This is a genomic window from Paenibacillus qinlingensis (genome assembly GCF_013204845.1).
GTDB lineage: Bacteria > Bacillota > Bacilli > Paenibacillales > NBRC-103111 > Paenibacillus_E > Paenibacillus_E qinlingensis.
The window spans coordinates 88,993-109,692 of record NZ_JABMKY010000025.1; the positions used below are offsets into that span (position 1 = coordinate 88,993).

Annotated in this window: 23 protein-coding genes; 22 read left to right on the forward strand and 1 reads right to left on the reverse strand. The window is 37.8% G+C overall.

What is annotated here, in order from left to right; genetic code table 11:
* Nucleotides 1-29 precede the first annotated feature (29 nt).
* Nucleotides 30-1,673, forward strand: coding sequence for a serine/threonine protein kinase (locus HQN88_RS30560; RefSeq protein ID WP_173119395.1), 1,644 nt, complete (start codon nt 30-32; stop codon nt 1,671-1,673).
* Here the strand turns inward: HQN88_RS30560 and HQN88_RS30565 are convergent.
* Nucleotides 1,657-2,139 (reverse strand): TspO/MBR family protein, encoded by a 483-nt coding sequence (locus HQN88_RS30565; protein WP_173119397.1) that lies wholly within the window; start codon nt 2,137-2,139, stop codon nt 1,657-1,659. The genes HQN88_RS30560 and HQN88_RS30565 overlap by 17 nt on opposite strands.
* A gap of 133 nt (nt 2,140-2,272) precedes the next feature.
* Here HQN88_RS30565 and HQN88_RS30570 point away from each other — a divergent pair, with 133 nt between their 5' ends.
* The 21 genes from HQN88_RS30570 to HQN88_RS30670 all read left to right on the forward strand — a co-directional run bounded on the left by HQN88_RS30570 (nt 2,273) and on the right by HQN88_RS30670 (nt 20,690).
* Complete coding sequence (locus HQN88_RS30570; RefSeq protein ID WP_173119399.1) at nt 2,273-2,785, forward strand: acyl-CoA thioesterase; 513 nt, start codon at nt 2,273-2,275, stop codon at nt 2,783-2,785.
* Between the two features lie 264 nt (nt 2,786-3,049).
* Nucleotides 3,050-4,180 (forward strand): P-loop NTPase family protein, encoded by a 1,131-nt coding sequence (locus HQN88_RS30575; protein WP_173119401.1) that lies wholly within the window; start codon nt 3,050-3,052, stop codon nt 4,178-4,180.
* Nucleotides 4,161-5,420 (forward strand): TadA family conjugal transfer-associated ATPase, encoded by a 1,260-nt coding sequence (locus tag HQN88_RS30580; RefSeq protein WP_173119403.1) that lies wholly within the window; start codon nt 4,161-4,163, stop codon nt 5,418-5,420. Before HQN88_RS30575 ends, HQN88_RS30580 begins: the two co-directional genes overlap by 20 nt.
* The gene (locus HQN88_RS30585; RefSeq protein ID WP_173119405.1) at nt 5,417-6,295 is read left to right on the forward strand and encodes a type II secretion system F family protein; all 879 of its coding nucleotides are present in this window, start codon (nt 5,417-5,419) and stop codon (nt 6,293-6,295) included. Before HQN88_RS30580 ends, HQN88_RS30585 begins: the two co-directional genes overlap by 4 nt.
* A gap of 256 nt (nt 6,296-6,551) precedes the next feature.
* Complete coding sequence (locus HQN88_RS30590) at nt 6,552-7,166, forward strand: hypothetical protein (RefSeq protein ID WP_173119407.1); 615 nt, start codon at nt 6,552-6,554, stop codon at nt 7,164-7,166.
* A 15-nt stretch (nt 7,167-7,181) separates the two neighbouring features.
* Nucleotides 7,182-7,313: a Flp1 family type IVb pilin gene (locus tag HQN88_RS30595; RefSeq protein WP_173119409.1), complete on the forward strand. Its 132-nt coding sequence runs from the start codon at nt 7,182-7,184 to the stop codon at nt 7,311-7,313.
* 160 nt (nt 7,314-7,473) lie between these two features.
* The gene (locus tag HQN88_RS30600; protein ID WP_173119411.1) at nt 7,474-9,186 is read left to right on the forward strand and encodes an AAA family ATPase; all 1,713 of its coding nucleotides are present in this window, start codon (nt 7,474-7,476) and stop codon (nt 9,184-9,186) included.
* A gap of 529 nt (nt 9,187-9,715) precedes the next feature.
* Nucleotides 9,716-11,014, forward strand: a complete 1,299-nt coding sequence (locus HQN88_RS30605) for a hypothetical protein (protein ID WP_173119413.1) — start codon at nt 9,716-9,718, stop codon at nt 11,012-11,014.
* Nucleotides 11,015-11,063: 49 nt separating this feature from the next.
* On the forward strand, nt 11,064-11,279 hold the full coding sequence (locus HQN88_RS30610; protein WP_173119415.1) for a hypothetical protein: 216 nt from the start codon (nt 11,064-11,066) through the stop codon (nt 11,277-11,279).
* Nucleotides 11,280-11,396: 117 nt separating this feature from the next.
* The gene (locus HQN88_RS30615; protein WP_173119417.1) at nt 11,397-11,687 is read left to right on the forward strand and encodes a hypothetical protein; all 291 of its coding nucleotides are present in this window, start codon (nt 11,397-11,399) and stop codon (nt 11,685-11,687) included.
* A gap of 117 nt (nt 11,688-11,804) precedes the next feature.
* Nucleotides 11,805-12,083, forward strand: coding sequence for an antitoxin Xre/MbcA/ParS toxin-binding domain-containing protein (locus HQN88_RS30620; RefSeq protein WP_173119420.1), 279 nt, complete (start codon nt 11,805-11,807; stop codon nt 12,081-12,083).
* 38 nt (nt 12,084-12,121) lie between these two features.
* Nucleotides 12,122-12,394: a hypothetical protein gene (locus HQN88_RS30625; protein WP_173119422.1), complete on the forward strand. Its 273-nt coding sequence runs from the start codon at nt 12,122-12,124 to the stop codon at nt 12,392-12,394.
* A 39-nt stretch (nt 12,395-12,433) separates the two neighbouring features.
* Nucleotides 12,434-12,817, forward strand: a complete 384-nt coding sequence (locus tag HQN88_RS30630) for a hypothetical protein (RefSeq protein WP_173119424.1) — start codon at nt 12,434-12,436, stop codon at nt 12,815-12,817.
* A gap of 58 nt (nt 12,818-12,875) precedes the next feature.
* Nucleotides 12,876-13,718 (forward strand): hypothetical protein, encoded by an 843-nt coding sequence (locus tag HQN88_RS30635; protein ID WP_173119426.1) that lies wholly within the window; start codon nt 12,876-12,878, stop codon nt 13,716-13,718.
* Nucleotides 13,719-14,129: 411 nt separating this feature from the next.
* Nucleotides 14,130-14,819: a hypothetical protein gene (locus tag HQN88_RS30640; protein WP_173119428.1), complete on the forward strand. Its 690-nt coding sequence runs from the start codon at nt 14,130-14,132 to the stop codon at nt 14,817-14,819.
* A gap of 35 nt (nt 14,820-14,854) precedes the next feature.
* A complete protein-coding gene (locus HQN88_RS30645) occupies nt 14,855-15,244 on the forward strand; it encodes a hypothetical protein (protein WP_173119430.1) in 390 nt (129 codons plus the stop codon).
* A gap of 55 nt (nt 15,245-15,299) precedes the next feature.
* Complete coding sequence (locus HQN88_RS30650) at nt 15,300-15,893, forward strand: hypothetical protein (protein WP_173119432.1); 594 nt, start codon at nt 15,300-15,302, stop codon at nt 15,891-15,893.
* A gap of 276 nt (nt 15,894-16,169) precedes the next feature.
* Nucleotides 16,170-17,198, forward strand: coding sequence for a TadE/TadG family type IV pilus assembly protein (locus HQN88_RS30655; protein WP_173119434.1), 1,029 nt, complete (start codon nt 16,170-16,172; stop codon nt 17,196-17,198).
* A gap of 14 nt (nt 17,199-17,212) precedes the next feature.
* Nucleotides 17,213-19,471 (forward strand): hypothetical protein, encoded by a 2,259-nt coding sequence (locus tag HQN88_RS30660; RefSeq protein ID WP_173119436.1) that lies wholly within the window; start codon nt 17,213-17,215, stop codon nt 19,469-19,471.
* Between the two features lie 16 nt (nt 19,472-19,487).
* Nucleotides 19,488-20,153, forward strand: a complete 666-nt coding sequence (locus HQN88_RS30665) for a TadE family protein (RefSeq protein WP_173119438.1) — start codon at nt 19,488-19,490, stop codon at nt 20,151-20,153.
* Nucleotides 20,154-20,201: 48 nt separating this feature from the next.
* Complete coding sequence (locus HQN88_RS30670) at nt 20,202-20,690, forward strand: A24 family peptidase (RefSeq protein WP_337995166.1); 489 nt, start codon at nt 20,202-20,204, stop codon at nt 20,688-20,690.
* Nucleotides 20,691-20,700 lie beyond the last annotated feature (10 nt).

The window sequence follows — 20,700 nt, forward strand, 5'->3', positions numbered from 1 at the left end:
TTGGATATAAGAGGGGGTTTTTACTAATTGTGAAGTCTAAACCACAATGGCAAGGGTCAATTGTAGGAGGGAGATACGAACTCCTGTCCATGCTCGGACAAGGTGGCATGAGTCAGGTGTATCTCGCGAGGGATAAGAAGTTAAAGGGTAAGCGCTGGGCAGTAAAAGAGGTTGTGTGCGTGGGTTCCGATGAGACTGCTTTCTTGGAAGAAGCAGAAATGCTGGCCAAGCTAGGGCATGCGCAACTCCCACAGTTAGTGGATTATTTTATTACCGAGGGTGGAAATGGATACCTTGTCATGGACTATATTGAGGGTCCAACACTACAAGATTTGTTCGAAAAGAATCACCGTGAATTGCCGATTAAGCTAATCGTTCAAATTGCTTTTCAGTTACTTGATATCTTCCACTACTTACACACATTTCAGCCCCGGCCCATCATTTACCGCGATCTTAAGCCATCCAACGTCATGATTAACCAACATAATCAAGTCCGATTAATTGACTTTGGAGTAGCTAGACAATTTAAACAAGGACAAACCTCCGATACCATGCAAATGGGAACGATAGGGTTTGCTGCACCGGAACAATATCTAGGGCTGCAAACAGATGCTCGAACGGATCTTTATACGCTTGGCTCTATGTTATATTACTTGTTGTCTGGCGGTCATTATGTATATAGCAAGGCAAAGCCTCTGGAACTACAGAGAGAAGATATCCCTGAAACCTTGCGCACAACGATTCATTTTCTCCTGCAAGATCAACCTCAGAACCGCTGTCAAACCGCAATGGAAGTGAAGCTAAGACTTCGTTCCTTATCCCCCGAAGCTGATCTGCATGTTACCGAATCTGGGCTCCAAGCCAACTCACACCGAGCGAATACGTCCGATAAATTAATTATCATAGGCGGGTTATTCGCAGGTGTAGGCGCGACATTCACTGCAATTACGCTGGCCAGAATATTGCATGCCCTCCAAATCCCCAATGCGCTAGTTGAACAGCCGACGATAGAACCTGATCTATATATGTTGTTGTATGGTGATCGCCATGCACCAAGCCCCTATATGTTTCCCTCTGATCATATATGTGACCCATCTTCTACATTTACAACGCCATGGATCAACGGGTTTACAACTTGGGCACCTATTAATCCTGATGGTTTTCAAGGTGCATGGCAGGCTTCTCATGCATTTAAGCTTCTGCACATGCTCAAAAAGCCGATCATCCTTTGGGATGTTTCGACTCAGTGGGAGCATCCATCTGTACAGGAACTTTGTTATAGTGCAGATGAAATTATCGTCATCGTGGATAGCTTGCCTGGTAAATGTGATCGACCCCGTTCGCGCAAGCGAATAGAGCAATTCGCATCCTATCAACAGCGTGGGAAGAAAGTGCATTTCATCGCAACTGGTGAGTTACCACCGCGTTTTCGATCGGAGTGGCAAGACTCATTTCCGTCTAAACCGTTGTGTACAATACCCCTAATTGCAAGATCTGAAGTCATGCAAGCTGTGTGGAAAGGGGATTGCATACAAGATCAGCCGCAATACTTGAACGTTTTTTACGAAGCATTAAAACCATTCCTCAGCGAGATTCTCCCGGAAGAAAGCCTCAATCAATTCTCACTACAAACCAAGAAATCGATATTCTCCCGTTTCAGTAAGCGCGATTAGTGTTTTTATTTAACTGATAAATTGTCCATGCTAGTAGGGTAGCAAAACAAGACCATAATAAATAAGGTACGAGTAGCCATGCTGCAAGCTTGGAATAAGGAATCGTTGCGTAAATTAACAAAAACGTCGTTATCGCCACTATAGCCGTATCAAGAAAAGCTAATCGCAAGTTCTTTAATTTAAATTCGAAAAAGGTGAAGGCCTGGTTAGCCACGTAATTGATCAATAATATCAATACATATGAGTTCGCCACTTCTTGAAATCCATCGGTTTTCGTGTAGACAATAGCGACAGATGCAGAAATTAATGCATATAAGATCGCCCAAGCGATACCGAATAACTTGGCTGGCGGATTCCAACTTGGTTTTTTCAGAGTGGCGTAGTAGGCCAGATCTGTTGGGAACAATACGCCTGAAATCGAAAATAGCGCATATGTAATCAAGAACACGATGATAAACGTAAACATATGCAAACACCTCCTATTTATGAATGAGCTTGTATTACTATATTACACACGTGGGATAAGTTATAACCAAATCCAGCCAAAAGTGTGATATGATGAGTCATATTTTGCATGAGATAAAGAGGGGGAAACACACATGGAGAAGCGATTTTCCAGAGAATCTAGATGCTTCAAAACATCACGTATTTTTCCAACGGATGTAAATAATCATAATACGCTTTTTGGCGGAAAACTAATGTCTTATATTGATGACATCGCTTCTATAGCGGCTCATAAGCATTGTCGGAGATCCGTTGTGACGGCATCTACGGACTCTGTTGACTTTTTGTCACCAATTCACACTTCGGATTCTGTCTGTTTAGAGTCTTTCGTGACTTGGACAGGAAAAAGCTCGATGGAGGTATTTGTTAAGGTTGTAACCGAGGATTTGAAATCAGGCGCTAGAAAAATTGCAGCGACTTCTTTCCTAACTTTTGTTGCATTAGATGAAAATAAGGTACCCGTGGAAGTGCCGGATGTTATCCCTGAAACGGAAGAAGAGAAGAAGCTACACGAGTCTGCTCCGAATCGCGCTGAGATGAGACGTATCCGCCGTGTGGAAAGTAAGAAGCTCGCTAGTTTTTTCACGATGAAATATCCTTGGGAATAAAGGGATTGATTTATTAGGGATTTGTGGTACAATTTGGATAATTGAAAATCAGACAAGCGGAAGCACCGCTGATTGTAGAGAAATAATCTCTATCGTCAGCGCGTGCTTTTTTGCTTTTCCAAAGGGGACAGGAGGGGAAGGATGAGGCTGGAAACGAAAACACAAATAGCAATCGTACTCGCGATTATGAGCTGTGTGCTCATTGGCAATGGTTTTTATGCGAAGTTCGCTGGATAGTGATAATTGGTAAGGGGAGGTGCTGAAATGAAGAAGCTTCAACTATTTGTCTTAGATGACGACATGGTTTATGCCGAAAGATTAGCCATATTCATTCGGGCGACGGAGTTCGCTGAACGTGTGCAAGTAAAGTTGTTCTCGCAAGTTGAGCTTCTCTTGCAGGTAGTAGAGGAACCGAACCTCAAGGGTGTGCTATTAATATCTGATGCATTTTATCCGTTATTGCAGCATCAACGTACGTCATTGAGTAAAATATTTTTGAGTCAACATATCAGAAATTCCGATTCGGCAGAAACTGTTCATCCTTTCTTATTCCGTTTTCAGCCGCTGCACGAGTTGATCTCACATATTCAAGCCCTATACACGGAGAGATCATCAACTGTCTCTGGTCGAACACAATCCAATCGTACACGTGTGATGTCGGTGTATAGCAGCAGTGGAAATTCCGGTAAATCGATCACGGCTGTGCATATGGCGAAACAACTGGCATTTCGTGGTGAACGTGTCTTGTATCTGAGTTTGGAGTCAACGAGCCCGGCTTCTCAGTGGTTGCAGGGCGAATCAGGGCGATTATCACAGCTTCTCTATTATTTGAAAGATTCAGCGGAGTCCATAGGACCGAAGTTGGCGCATTTAAAATCACATGATGCCACGCGAAGGTTCGATTATTTGACACCACTTGAGCAAGTGCGGGAGATGCAAGAAATGAGTGGTGAGCAAGTGAGAAAACTCATTGCATCCATAATAGATCTGTCAGTATACGATACCCTAATCGTGGATCTCGAGACGTCCGTTCATCCGAGAATCGTCAAAAGCTTAGAGCTTAGCGACGCGATCATTTGGCTTATTCGAGATGATTGGAATGATGCTTTTCGAACCCAAACACTATTCAAACAAATGAGTGCATTTCCTCAAGTCCATTTTGTCATGACAAGCTTTAGGGGGACTCAAATCAATTCTTTCGATTTTCTCGGAAAAGAATTAACGTTCAAACTTCCCTATATTCCTGATTGGAAGGTAATGAGTTCGGCAGAACAAATCTGGCAATCGGATATATTTTCCGAACAGGTATATGTCATGCTGCAAGCTGTAAGTAATGAGACTGAGGGGATTTCCAAGGAAGGAGCTCAATCTTATCTTGAATCAAGGGCTGTTTAACGAGTTAAAACAGGAGATTAAAGAAAATCTTGATCTTACACATGAAGTTAGTGATGCGCAGTTGCTGGTGCATATCGAAGAAACGATATTCCGTGCAGCGAGCGTGCATAGCTGGACTTCGAGTGATATGCATGTCGGTGTTAAGCGTTTATTCGATAGCTTTCGGGGCTTAGATATTCTCCAGCCTTTAATTGACGATCCAACGGTAACGGAGATAATGGTGAATGGTCACTGCTGTATTTTCTTCGAACGCATGGGTGCTGTTGAACGTTACCCCTATGAACTAGAAAGTGTAGAGAAGCTTGAAGATTTAATTCAAATGATTGTGTCCAAAGTGAATCGAATAGTTAACCAGGCCACACCTATTGTGGATGCAAGGTTGAAAGACGGTTCGCGTGTCAATATCGTGCTTCCACCTGCTTCTCTAAGTGGTCCAACTTTAACGATTCGTAAATTTCCTGAAAATCCACTGGATATGTCGGATTTGATTCGTATGGAAAGTATTTCTAGTGAGGCTGCGGAGATGCTTCGGATGATGGTTGAAGCGGGATTCAATATATTCGTTGGCGGCGGAACGGGTTCAGGTAAAACGACGTTTCTTAATGCCCTGAGCGCATGGATTCCTGAACATGAACGTGTGATTACAATCGAAGATTCAGCAGAGCTTCAAATCCAAACTGTACCCAATTTAGTCCGACTAGAAACGAGAAATGCGAACACGGAAGGAAAGGGAGCGATCACGATGCGAGAATTAATTCGGTCTTCCCTACGGATGCGCCCTAATCGAATTATTGTTGGCGAGGTGCGTGGAGCTGAAGCTCTAGATATGCTGGCTGCAATGAACACGGGGCATGATGGTTCCTTAAGTACCGGCCACGCGAACACCTCCCAGGATATGCTCAGTAGATTGGAGACGATGGTACTTAGTGCCGCTCCGCTCCCCATTGAAGTCATACGAAAGCAGATTGCCTCAGCACTTGATGTCATTGTACATATTTCACGGATGCGAGATCGTTCACGCAAAGTGACAGAGATCCACCAAGTTGTTGGAATCAAGGATGGCGAAGTCCAGCTGCAACCACTTTTTCTCTTCGAAGAGAGCGGAGAGTCGCCAGAAGGTAAGCTCCTTGGAACACTCCGATATACAGGTCAAACACTTGCGAATATGTACAAGCTTCAAATGGCAGGCAAGCAGCTGCCTCGTTGGTTTGTTCACAGTGTAGGAGGTGATGAAGGATGAGCGTGTGGTTGCTGCTTGTCTTCATGGGAGGCGCAAGTTGGCTCTTTCTGCACTATCTTGACAGACGAAAATACCCTCGAAAACGAAGTGAAGGTTCCTCAAAACACAAGCCACCGACTATCCCCACGGTAGTATTCATCGATTATAACCAGTATCACTTGTCCTCCAAAGAGAGAATAGCAGCCATACTCATGCTAGCTTTACCGGCATTCATGATAGGTTATATTTTCTATCAAAATGTTATCCTCGCTGCCGCTTTATCATCAACAGGCTTACTGTTTCCTCGCTATCGTCGGCAGCAATTAATCCAAAAACGCAAAAATATGCTTTATGTGCAATTTAAGCAGGCGCTCAGCTGTCTTTCTTCCTCTATGACGGTGGGGAAATCCATTGAATCGGCATTTCGAGAAGCATGGGAGGATTTGAAGCTGCTCTATCCTGACCCCGCTTGTTTAATTGTTGTTGAGTTTGGCTTGATTTGCCGGAAGGTCGAAAATGGCGAACCGATCGAAGCAGCACTTAAACATTTTGCAGATCGCAGTCACTTGGAAGATGTTCTGAGTTTCACCGATGTTTTTCTGACCTGTAAGCGCACGGGAGGCAATTTAGTTGAGGTGATGAAACGTACAGCAACCGTCATTGCGGAGAAGTTAGAAATAACCCAGGAAATTTCGGTCATGGTTGCTCAAAAGCGTTTTGAGTCGAGAGTTCTTGTTGTTGCTCCAATCCTCATTGTTGCTGTATTGGCTTTTTCCTCGCCTGATTATATGGTTCCACTTTATCGTGGGAGCGGAATTCTCATCATGACGGTTTGCTTGTTACTACTTGGCGCTTGTTATGTACTTACTCAAAAAATAATGAATATCAAGGTGTAGGATGTGGATATGGCTATTTGGCTTGGCGCAGATTGTGATTTGTCTGTTATTACAAGTGACCGCACGGAGGAAATACGGAGGACAGCTCCACATACAAACGTTCCCCATACGAATGAAAATACTCTTTCCATCAAGCTACTATGTGATCGATAAGCTCCAATTGTTAGAGAGGTTCCCGGAGTTTACTTCAAAAATCCATCATAAATGTATGACCTTGTATGGGAGAAACTTGTCTTCGCAAGGCAGTAAATGGTTTATGGCAGAACTTATATCGGCTTCTATGGTGTGTCTATTCGTCGTTACCGTACTTGCCATTCTAGCAGGTGATGATAGTTCGTTATTAGCTTTTGGCGTGGTTGCAGCCATAGGTACACCAATGATGATGGTACGTGATTTGGATACAAAAATACGCAAAAAACAGCAAAGGATGATCCTTGAACTACCAGAATTTTTGAGCACAATCGTGCTCTTAGTAAATGCTGGCGAAACCGTCAACCGGGCTTGGATACGTTGTGTTCATGCAAAACCGAATATGTCGGATTCCCCGCTTTTCAAAGAGCTGCTTGTCGCTGTACATGAATTGGAGATGAATATCTCCTTCACCAAAGTACTAGAGGATTTCAGTAAGCGTTGCGCCTTACACGAAGTGTCTATATTTGCATCTACGCTGGGTCTAAACGCTAGAAGAGGTGGCAATGACTTTGTCGTTTCACTGCATTCACTTTCGCTGGAGCTATGGCAGCGGAGAAAGAGTGTATCGCGAACGCTAGGAGAGGAAGCATCTTCTAAACTTGTATTCCCGATGGTGTTAATTTTTGTTGTGGTGATGGTGATCGTGGCAGCACCTGCGTTACTCATGATGAACGAATAGGAGATGAATGTTGAAATGAAAATAGGATTGGATATTTTTAAGCGTGTGTGGAAAGAGGAAGACGGATTAGGTACGTTAGAAATCTTATTGATTGTAGCAGTGCTAGTAGCGATAGCAATCATATTCAGAAAATGGATAATAGACTAAATAGGTTTCAAATAGGTTTTAGGTTTAAGTTGCTTTTTGTGTTTTTTGGAGGTATTTGATGCATTTTGTTGAATAATAAAGTTACATTTAACAGAAATTTTTTTGATATTCAAAATTATATTTTCATGAACTGTGGTTTTAAATTATAGGGGGATATTAAATGGGGATTGATGGTTTCGCATTATCAAATTTCAGAAGCTTTGGGGAAGAAAAACAGTATATTAAGGATTTGGGCAAGGTTAATTCAATAATTGGAAAGAATAATTCTGGTAAGTCTAACTTATCAAGATTTACTAATAAATTAAGTCAGATATGTCAACTAAAAAAACAACACGAGAAAAAGACATTATTCAATAAATTTATTGACTCACACATGGGAAATGAAAATAAACCTTTAGAATTTTCATTTCAAATAAAAAAAAATTCAAGTCACACAGGACATATATACGAACATATTTCAAAGTTCTTTCCAAGGTTGGAAGAGAAAATACCTGAGTGGGCAGAAGAGATATGGATTTCTTTTGAAATTAATGACCTGAACAATCCAACCCCAGTTCTCTCAAATATTAATTACTATAAAGATATGATTTCAAATGGGTATAAACAAAATTATGATCAAATTCTTAATAAGATGCATCTTACTGGCGGCACCAGAGAATCCCAATTAACAGCAATTTGTGGACATTTTGATATTTTACATCTAATCTCATTTGTTGTTGAGAGTATTGAAAGTTATAGGTCGATTTCAGTCAGTAATGATGATAATTGGGATATTAATGGAGTTGGTTTAATAAAAAAATTAAATCAATTAAAGGAACCAACTTTGGGAAATGAAAAAGACAGAGAAAGATTTGACGAAATATGCAATTTCGTTAGAGAGTTACTCAATCGAGAAGATGCGAAAATAGAAATTCCTTATACTGCTGATCAAATATATATTGTTATGGATAATAGAAGATTACCACTGGATTCATTAGGTACTGGTATCCATCAGGTCATTATTCTTGCTGCCGCTGCAACATTAATAGAAAATTCTATAGTATGCATTGAAGAACCTGAGGTATATCTTCATCCAGAATTACAAAGGAAATTCATTGATTATATTGTGAATTACACCAATAATCAGTATCTTTTAACAACTCACTCAAATGCAGTATTTGATAATGATGACATTAACATATATCATTGCCAAATGAATGCGGGGAAATCTAATGTTACGTTAGTATCAACTATCCTTGAGAAAAATCATATATTAAACGATTTAGGATATAAAGCAAGTGACATCTTACAATCAAATTGTGTTATTTGGGTAGAGGGGCCTTCTGATAGGGTATACGTAAAAAAATGGATAAAGGATAAAGACAAGTCATTAAAAGAGGGTATACACTTTAGCATTATGTTCTATGGTGGTAGATTACTTAATCATTTAACTGTTGAAGATGATGAAATAGATGAGTTCATTAAACTAGGAAGAATTAATCGCTTTGCTGCAATTATCATGGACAGTGACAAGAAATCCCCGCAATCTCATATTAATGCAACTAAGAAGAGAATAATCGACGAGTTTAACAAGAATGGTTATTGTGTATGGATAACAAAAGGTAAAGAAATAGAAAACTATGTTGATGAAAGTACTCTTATGAACTCAATTTCCGAAGTGCATGGTGATAATATTCTTCATCCACAATATGGTGTTTTTAATGTTGTAAGTACAATTCAGAAAAATGGTAAATTAATTTCTATTGATAAAATAAGTGTAGCGAAAAGAGTAACAACTAAAAATACAGATTATTCAGTATTAGATTTAAATCAGAAGATGGATGACTTAATCAGATTCATTCATCAAGCAAACTTAAGAATCAATGAAAAATAATGTTTGCAATTGAAATTCCTTCGCCTGAGAAGTTGAGGGAGAATCTGAAATCTCCCTAACAAAACTCAAGTATGTTTTTCATTTATATTCCGCGGTGACAGCCGATTTAACTACCGTGGAACAATTAGAAAAAACAGTTCTGTTCGTATCAATTTGAAAAAGGAATTACTTCTATTTTCGCAGCATTACTTCAAATTGCTATATGATACATATTAAAAGTGCCAACAACATGTGCACAAAATATAATGTTTTATACAGATGTCTATTAAAAACTGGATTACTAAAGTTATCGTTGATATAAATTGTCATATTATGTTATTATTTGTATAATCAAATTAACAAAAAGTAGAAGCACTACTTACTCCTTTCGGATTAAGTGCGTGCTTTTTTGTTTGGAAAGGAGAAAACAAATCATATGATTCTAAATTCTGGTTAGAAATTTTATTGTGAGTAAAATAAACATTTGATGGCTCGCTAAATGTACCATCAGATCATTTAAAGGGTCAGTTATTCAGAGGGGGAACTTCTTATGCGAATATTTAGAAACAGAGAAAAAATAGTGAAGAAGAATAAATTTCTAGACATTTTAAAATTAATACTTGAAAATAAATGGTTTATATCAGGTTCAGTATTTTATATAGGTTTTATATTTACTCTTGGAATGTTACTACCGTTTGATGCATCGTTTAATGTCACAAACGTACCATTTGGTGTAATTCCACTGTCAATCCAATTGTACTTAGTAAATGGGTTGTATTTCCTCGTGTTCTCGCTGATTACAATTATTGTATCTTTTTATATATTCAGTTTATTTTTATTATTATTGAACTTGCTATATGCTAAATGGCTAAAAAACACAAAGATTTTGGTAATTTATAAAAAGTATTATTTTATTATTATTTTACTTCTTTGTTTAGTACCATTTGCTTCTTTGCTTTGCGAATTACTTTATCTAAGGAAATTAGTAGATTTTTCTTCTAATCAACTACAAAACCAGAATGTATATTTTAATGGAATATTAACATTTTCTATTACATTAACTACCTTTCTTATAAAATATGGTAAGAACTATTCAGAAAGGAAATCGGGAGGTTTATTGTCAGTTAATGTTATCAAGTTTATCTTTAAAATCCTCTTATATATCGCTATTATTGGATCGTTTACTTGTGCTACTATTCATATTTTTTACCAAGGTTATCTTACTCAAGTTGCGAAGTTTAATGATATTAAAAATAATGAAGGTAAATATAAAGGTGTTAATATTTATACAGATTCTGGTGTGGATTTTTATTTGAAAGTTGATATATCAAAAGATTTCTTTGTAGGTTTGAATCCAAAGACTAATTCATTAGATCTAATCCCTAATGTTAAAATTAAAAAGATCGAGACATTCAGTGTTGCTGTAAATCCAATTTATGGGAAGTATGAATCTCAACCTGTTTTGCCAGAACAAAAAAGTGCGTTAGATACGATAAATAACTATTATTCACTTAGAACAGACCCTAATAAGTCGAATGTTACAGAATACTTGGAGTTAATTACTAAAGAATTCTATAAAACACAATTAAAATATAAATCAAAAAATATATTAGAAAAAGAATGGGAAATGAAAAAAGAATTTAACGGAAATAAGTTAATTGATTTCATTGGGATTGATATATCATATCCAGAGGCAAAGTTAGAAGAAAAGGATAATAAGATAATTATTCACGTAGTGGAATATTGGAAAGATAACGCCAATTATTATACCTATTATTTAATACCAGTAGATGGAAATTATAAAATTAATAGAGTAATTGAGGAAAAGCAAGCATTTAAACTAGAGTAAAATTTTTGTGAGTTTATAATAACTACTAATAAAGCTAGAAGGAGATAAGATGCAAAAGAAACCGATTATAATAACAACCGATAGCCAACTCAATTGCTGCATTCTAAATGAGATAAATATTGAAGTGTGGATCAAAGATTTTTGCGATTATAAAGGGAAAATCATAAGTTATTCTGAAGATGAAATAAAAGTTGAAGATGGATTTTTCTTGAGAGAATTTTGCGTTGTCAAAACGAAAGAAAATATTTTTAAAAGAGTAGTGTGAATCTAATGTATTCATTTCCAATTTTATAAAAAATAAAAATGTTGGAATGGAAGGATATTCCACATATTAAACAGAACTAAATCGTAATAACTTTAATTTTATGGAGGTAGCTCATTTATGCCAAATTATGAACGCATTGAGACTTCGGAATCAATTACTATCTTGAACGATGAAGATGAAAAGTTTAAGTTAGCGTTAAGTTTACCTTTTATTGAAGTATATAGGCGATTTAAGAAAAATCCTGAAAATACAATTTTTCATTTAAGAATTACTAATGAGATTAAAGAAAATGAAGAAGTAGAAGAAAATGGTGTTTCAATGGGATTCACCTTTGAAGACGCAGAGTTTTTGCACTCAGCTCTCACAAAGATTCTAAGAAGATTTAAAAACGAAGAAATAATCGATTAATGTTAGCGTTGAGCCAGCCAATAGCTGGCTTTTTTGTTGTATAATTACTTGAAGGAAATGGAAATTAGTAATACTGCGGTATTTTGATGAAAGAATGATTTTATTGGAGGGTTCCAATTGAGTATAGAAATCTTTGCTAAATCATTTAACGAAAGAACATGGAGAAACTTTGTGGATTTTAGTAAGAAGAGTAGGAATGCAAATCTAAATAATCTTGATGACCAAATTATCCCCGAAGATATTAAGGAGGTTTTGTACTTCAGGGAAAGGGAGTATGCTTCGGTTTGGCTATATAAAAATGTTCCTATTTTAGATAATAATAAACCAATTGAATTACTCAAAGATGAAAAAGGACTAAAGGCAGTAAAAGAGACGTTATTAAGAATGCCAGATTAGATCTCATGAAAGCACGATTTTATAGTAGGGGGCATTAAATGTACACTTGTTTAATTTGTGGTTACGATGATTTAAACATGCCTCAATATACACCTAATGGTGAACCAATGTTTAATATTTGCCCGTGCTGTGGTTTTCAATCTGGTTTTGATGATGCTGCAATAGCTGAGCCTTTAACAATAGTGGAATATAGAATTCAATGGGTAAAATTAGGCGCACCTTGGTTTTCATCAAGAACCAAGAAACCAGATGTTTATAATTTACAACAACAGCTAAAGAGAATAAATGTAAAGCTGGAGGATATCTACTAAAAGAGCAATTTGATAGAAATTGAAAGGGGGAATATGCTAATGAGTTCTGACGATTTTGAATTTGATTTTGAGCGTTTCGCATGGGTAGGAATTGATCGTTATTATACTACGCCTACATTTGAACATACAAAAGGAACTATATTCGAGATAGAATTAGTTGTGAACAAACCGTTTGAGGAGGTAGATATTCAAATGCTTCCTTCTTTTATGGAATACTGGACTTATGGAGAGGACAAGTACATAAAGCCATTTAAGCTTATAGAAGTTGAAATGAAGGACAATTCTATTAAAGTAAGATTTGAAACTGTAAGAAAGAGCAAGAAGTTTGATGAGATTAAGATTTTGCTAATTGATGTTGTTTCTATATTGGACATTTCAGGGTATGAGATTTATTCACTAAAGGTAAACGCTATATCACAATAAAACATGGATTTCATTTATTAAACTAACAAGTGTATAAATAATATTAGAGGTGAATTTATTGGATATTAAGGCTCGATTGGATAAATTTAAAGCGGATGATCTTGTTATTCCAGAAATAGAAAGGGAAGGGGATTACGATGCATACACAGATGATTTTAAAATTCTTAATTATAAATTAATAGTTAGACACCACTTCAAAGATTTATGGGATCTTCACAATAAAAAGATTAGTCAATGGTATCAGGATATTCACACGCAATTTGTTGATTACAGGTTTCGTAATTCTAAGGAATATGTAAAGAACTTTTGCCCTATCTATTTAATAACCTTGAATAGTCCACCAGACCCATCCGCCGAACCACCCGAAACAAAAGTGGAAGTTGAACATGAGATTTTATTTTATGTTGGGCAAACAAATCAGAAAAAAAATCGTTTTCATGATGGACATAGGGCTACTCAGAAATTACTGAATCCTGATTATCATCAATTTGATAAAAATATTTACTTTGCACAGGTGTTAGTAAATTTTCATTATTTAGGATACGATTATGAAGACATACCACTAGAATGGCTGAAGCCATTGGGGATAGTCGATGCAATACTTACATTTCTAGAATATTTCTTTATTTTTCAGGAGTCGACTGAACTTGGTAATGACGACGGATTAAAAAACAGAAAAAGAAATATTGCTTATCGGAAATGGGAAGATTTATGGCCTTCACCTGATAATGATGAGTCAGGAATTTCAATTGAAATAGACTCAAGCTCTGGGATTCATTCACCTTTATTATATGAGATCGGTCAGACAATATGGTCTTTATCATTAGCAGATATGTATAAGGAGCAAGTTTTCGCTGAATTGGAATCAGATATGAATGAAGATGATGATGAAGAGGAATAGAGAGCAAACATAAAAACTTGCAAAAGGATTAACACAATTATATTGAACTAATCAATAACGTTAGATCAATAAAAGAGAAGTTTTATAAGAAGTACCATCTTTGGATGGTGCTTTTTACGTTGAAATTTAAAGGCTCAGCATATATAGCACACTTAGTTTTACAGGAAATATTTGTATTGCCTTCTATCCTTTGGCGCATGTAATATAGTCTATAATACCCAAATAATTTTGAAGGGCAGGATGTAAGTATTGAAAATCATTGGTAAAGTCTTATTGTGGTTCTTCGCGGCGATCGGCTTTTTTCTTGTCTTTGCGGGATTAATCCACTTCATCTCGACACAAAAATGATAACTATTTAGTAAGAATTTTTTGAATTTAGATTTTATTTGGAAATGAGTTGAATTTTTATTCATGACAGTTGTAATTAACTACTTATCTAACAATTACTCAATCGTTGCTACCGACACACGATTAACCTTTAACACTAATGAATATCGAGACGATATTATTAAACTAAGATCGTTACCTATTCCACTTGGTTTTGTGGCTGGTGTAGGTTTCTCTACTTTTCTAGAACGCTATAAAGATTTTATGGCATTTCCTATTTCTGGAGCAATTGATATAAAGGCAAGGTTACTTGAGGCGGCTAGACAAATTATAATAGAAACTCCAGAACATAAATTTGGGGTAGAGAATAGTGAAGTTTATGTTTCATGGATAACTAATGACGGGAAGAATAATTACTGCAAAATTGGTGTGATGGCAACTCAACCAGCTCAAAAAGAAGATGAAATATTTTATATCAAAGAAAATACAATGCACATTGCCTATCCTTCAAAATTCCCTAAAGAAAAAATAGCGGAAATTGAAGAGAAGCATCTAATTTTAAATGGAAATTATCTAGACCTTTGGGCTGCTATTAACTTGGTAATCACTATATTTCGTGATATTTCTTTCGAATCTGATGGGGTCAGTTATTTATGCCACATAGGAATACAAGTATTAGACGGTGCAAACATACGAAAATATATAGCAATTGAAAATGTTATTAGATTAATTGAAAATCCACAAAAACATTTTTTAGAGTTAAAATTAACTTAACCTAATAAAAAACTAACTTCATGGAGGAATAATATATGCTAACACTAATTAAAGGTAAGGCGAGAAAATCTGAGTACATGCAAGTTCTACATAAAGGGACTAACAACAGCATTATGGTTCTTTACGGACATGATTTCCCAGTACTAATGCCAGAAGGTAAAGATGTAATAACATATGTGCGTTCTGAAAAGTCAAAAACCGATATGCTTGAGCTTGAATCTGATCTGATTCAATTGATGGCACAGATTATAGGTCACACTTCACACAAAATTGTATATTTATACGGCAATTTCGAGCCAATTGAAATCGACATTTTACTTAAAATATCAGAAAATCAAAATGTTAAACCTGCTCTTTCAATTGTTGCTACAATTCAAGATGATTCCGTTCCAAATGGTCAAATTGTTATTGAAGAAATTAGATGAAAGACTGGATTTATTGTAACTGATGTGCAAATTAACAAAACAAAGGGTGTTCACCTTGAATGAATCAATACTCAGGGAAATGAAATTAGTTAATGTATTTGATTCACTTGGAAGAGATATGTCAATTAAACTATGCTATTTATTATACATAAATTACAATATGAGAATCCCTATATTCATAGGTACCTTAAGTGCAAATAAGATTTATGTGTTTACTGAGGATGGTCACATGTCAGGTGCTAATGATTATTTAGCAACGATAGAGAACGATGAGATACAAGTTGAAGTTAACATTGATAAAAAAATATCAAAGAAAATGCAATATGAAGCAATATACCCAAAGCAATTTTTAGTATCTGAAACCAATAACCTAGAGCCAGTTTCGTTTACATTTTCAAGAAAACAAATATGGGATAGCGAAATTAACAGAAGATATGAAATATGGAGAGGAGATAACTTTAACAAACCAGTTAAAATGCAGGAGCAGATAAAAGAAACTGCAAATGGATTAGTATACTTATTGTCATTCATTGTTATAGCAGCAATTTTCGTGTTCGTAGCTTCCTTCTTCTCTTCTTCGGATGACTGTTATGATAATGACAGGTTTGGTGTTAACCAAGTATGTGGCGATGAAGTTTATCAGAAATAAAAACATAATAAAATACTAGTTTTATTGAAGTAGCATCTTTGAGAAGATGCTACTTTTTTTATTGTGTTAGTTTAATAAAATAATTTCAATTAAAAAAAGCTTTATATTATAACATAAATAATTGATATATAAACAAAAATGTCCCGTAGTGGTCAATAAATGCAATAAAAAACTCGAAGAAACCAGATAGACGATCGAAATGGATCGTCTCATGGTTCCAGAAGCTGATCGGTGATGCCAACTCTGACTTGAAGGATAACAGTGCGGTTGCACCTTGTGCGCCGAGCCCAACCACAAGTTGTGCGCCGTAGTCGACTTCGTCAGTTCATCCACAATGACACGGGTAGCTTCACGTTAGAAGCATCCCTTGTATTTCCGGTGATATTAATTTGCACAGTGACAATGTTGTTTGTAGGCATGTTTGCCTATCAGCATGTTTATGTAGGGCAATTAGCTCGCTCAGCCGCAGAAAAGTTAGCTTTTACTTGGACAAACAGCCATAAAGATATAAGTACTGGAAGTTATAATCCGCAGGAAACGGACGGTTTGTATTGGCGTCTGACGCAAGACAATGTAAGCGACTTATTTGGCTTATTACTAGGCAGATCAGGTGGGAGTGTCGCACTTCCCACGAATCAAGCCAATGGTTTGGTCGAGAAGAAACTAGCTAAAGCCGCGGTATTACTTCCAACTGGCGTTACTGGAACAGCATCCTACACGAATTATTTATTAGATCATCGAGTTGAAGTGACTGTGGACAAATCTTTTATAATGCCTTCCATACTTAGTCGGTGGATGCATGCAACGAAAACGGAAAGTAAAGCAGTCGTACATGTTATTGATTCGATAGAACTGATTAGAACAACAGATCTGACTCGTACTTATCTGCCAACTTTAGTAGGTAGAATCTCTTCCGGGAAAGCGAAAGCAGCATTGGTAGATCCGGTCAAAAGCGATTTGTCAGGTCCAAGCGTCACTATTCAATCGGAACGTCAGGCATCATCCTACTTGAGATCACTTGTAGGAGGGACAGAGGTTGTTCGGACGACGATATCTGGTAAAAGTAGAAAAATTGATGCTCTTGACGCAAGAGGCATTGGTCATCAAGCGTTTTATAGTTTGACGGAAGTGCAGCTTCGCACCGAACAGCTCCCGAAGGATATTGAATTACTTGAGCATGATCCGACTGTGAAAGGCATCGTTTGGCATTTTTTTAAGAAGGATGCCAGCGGCAAAGGGATGCCCACGGCCTCTTTTCGCAAAGAACTCGAACGCAAAGGGATTGTAGTTGTTATTCATAATTAGAAAGAGGGGGGCCATTGAAACGATTCTTACGAACAGAAAACGGTACAGTTTCCGTCTATTTGATCCTCATTATTGTGCCGATTTTCCTATTTCAAGCTGTGCTCATCGATTTTGCAAGAATAAAAGTAGCGGAGAAAGAAACGGAATCTGCCCTACATGCAGCAGCAAGATCAGTGATGTCCTCTTTTGATCCTGAACTGCATAAGAGAGGACTTTATGGTATGGGTCTATCTCAGGAGGCATCAGAAAAATTACTTAACGATGTTTTTGTCCAAAACCTATCTGGTGGCGTCTCCGAATCTGTCGTTCACTTTATTAATACCAAAGCTGTCGATGAAACGCTGCGCGTTACCCCAGTTTATACGCTTGCTAGTCATGTCATATTTGAGGGGCAACTCTTAGAGGATATGAAAATAAAAGCACCGATTGAATATACGCTCGAAATTGTTGATAAATTTCAAAAGAGCGGTGTCCGCGAGCCTTTTCAGACGGGTTCTCAATTTGCTAAAGAAGCGGCAGAGATCGAGAAGTTGATTGAACAACGGGAGGGCTCGCTAGATGAAGCATGGCGGAGTTCGGAAACTCTCTATGACAAAACTATTGATTTTCATAGCTATTATAGAAATAGAGTGGCTGAATTAGACAAATTAGCTGCTGAAATCGGCCTTCATACGGTAGACGAAGTTCGTGCTGAAATCAGCCAAGTTCAAGAGAATTTGCGTTCACTTTCGGCGTCCATAAGGAATATGGACCTTTCTTTATCATCACTCGTACAAGCAGGTCCTGAGGCAGCAGCAAGTATCAGATCACTTGTCGAAGCCAAAAGTAGGCTTGAGGAGCAGGCCGGCATGCTTTCACAAAAGCTAAATGAGCTTGAGGCTTTAGTTCAGAAAATACTGACATACACAGCTCTAGTCATCGCTACGAAACTTCAGGTGGCTGCAGATGAAAGAGTTATTCAGCAACTACAGCAGGAGATTGAGCCAACGTTGCGACAGGCCAAGCAAAAAAATGATGAGATACGCTCTAAACTGACAGGAGTTACGGGTTCATCTACGCAAGGGAATTCTGCTGCTTATGCTGTTTTTCAACACGTGTCTTTAATTGGGGATGATTATTTTTACCAGTATCAAACGTCGATCGCAGGTATCGCCGCGTTATTCTCGTCATTCCGATCCGCCATAGAGAGTGTCATTTTATATACATCAGCGAATACAAGCAAGGTCAATCAAGTAAATGACAGCTACCTAGCAGTCGCAACTGATTTTCATGCCAAACAAAGTCCGATAGAAAAATCCAGAATGGACACGAATGAAGCTACAATGACGAATAAGCAGACACAAAAGAATAAAATCCAAGCGATTATGGATCAGGCAAAGAAAGCGATAGGCGGTTGCAACATAACGGGGACGCAATCCGGTGATTCTGTGGCGTATAGTAAAATCCAGGGTAATTTAGGCTACTATCAGAAATATCGACAAGCGAATGCGCAAGATACGATAATCGGGAATGATGTTGCCTATGACATTGAAAAAGCAGAGCCTGCTAGCATGAGGGCAATGGATATGCTTGGCGTAATAAACAGCGCGGCGGAAGTTCTCCGAGATGAACTATACGTGAATGAATATGCCTTAACGAAGTTTAACTTTCGAACCTATGGATTAGAGAAAGATCCAAGTGGGAACCCCAAATTATCGAATGAATTGGCAGATCCAGGTACACACGCTTTAGTAAATCAAGAGGTTGAGTATCTGTTGTACGGCTTCTCCACATGTGCGGCTAATATGTCCTCGGCCTATGCAGAAATGTTTTCATTACGGTTAGCGATTCGTACCGTCGAAGCGCTATTAGATCCTAAAAAAGAACTGCTACAAATAGGCTCCCCTTTACTCGTTTTTCTGGCAGCAGCTGCCCAAGGTGCGGCAGAGGCACTTGTTGATATGAACGCTTTGGTGAAAGGGGAAGCTGTTGAATTATCCTCAAAACTCTCCACATCGGCACTCAAGTTGACCTATAAAGACTATCTTCGTTTATTCCTAATGCTGCATAGCAACAATACCAAGTTGATGTCCCGCATGCAGGCTCTACACGAATTAGAAACAGGTATAGATCTCAGTCAAATGAGCGCTTATATCCAAGCGAATGCTACGAGCGAAATAAGGTTATGGTTTATTCCTCAAATCATGAAACTGCTGGATGGGACTGGACTTTTAGGATGTAAAGTTGTTGGAACACACTGTCAAATGAATCGAGCTGCCGTCGTTTCGTACTGAGGAAGGGGACCTGGATTTGCTTCTCAAATTTCATAAAGAGCAAGAAGGCGGCATCGTCTTGGAGGCTTCACTCATTCTCCCTTTGTTTCTTGCTTTCGTAGTAGGTCTTGTCCTTTTCATTCGAATTGCTTTGGTTGAAATGGCGTTGCAGTCTGGCGTATCCGAGGCAACGAAGTCCATTGCGGGTCAATTGTATCCCGTCAGGATACTAGTTCAAGAAGCTCAATCAAAATATGATCAAAGCCGTGCGGCAGAGATGTTTAATTCTGTCGTGGATGGGGTCCAATCGGCAAGGAATCATGTAACGAGTACAGAGGAAATCGCAAATGAATATGCGGCTTATATACCCGATTCGCTGTTAGAACTCGTACGCTGGGAAAAAGAGAAGCGGGAGCTTGGCGAAGGCATGGCACAAGATGAGTTGAATGAATTTTATCATACGCAGGTTAAGCCGCGTATGCTTGCTGTCTTTACACCAATTGTTTTTGCATTTTGTGATGAAAAAATCGTTGATAAGAGGAACTTTAAAGTCATCTCCGTAACGTTGCCGAGTTTGAATCAAGATGGTGAGGCGTTTTTTGGAATGGAGGCTCAACTGATCTATAAATTGCCCATCCCTTTTATGAGCCAAACGATTGTTTTGAAAAAAAGGGCTTATGAGCGGGCCTGGGTAGGAGCTTAAATAGAAGGGAGGAGTAATATTATTTTTGTATGTCATGGTCTTTTTATTATTTTTATAACGGTGGCCTTAGTCATTGATGTTCGTCATTCCAAGCTGCCGAACAAGTTGACCATGTGTGGAACGATATTTGGACTATTGTTCCACACATGGTCAGATGGTTGGGATGGGTTGCTATTTTCCCTCATTGGCGCCAGTACAGGGTTCCTAATCGTACTTGTGTTGTATGTAATTGGGGCTTTGGGGGCAGGTGATGTCAAACTTTTTGGGGCTATCGGCGCAATAATGGGCGTTATGTTTGTTATACAAACCCTTGTTTATGCAATTTTATGGGCAGGCTTAATCGGACTTTTCCTTCTACTTATTCAAAGAAAAATGAGAGCTACGGGTCGTAAGCTTGTAGGTTGGCTGTTCACTATATTAGCGTTCAATAAATTTGAAACTATTTTTGAACTTAAACAGCAAAAAAACATTAAATTCCCCTTTATGTACGCGGTTTTTCCAGCTGTAGCTGTAACGATTTACTATTCTTTGCTTTGAATGAGGTGAT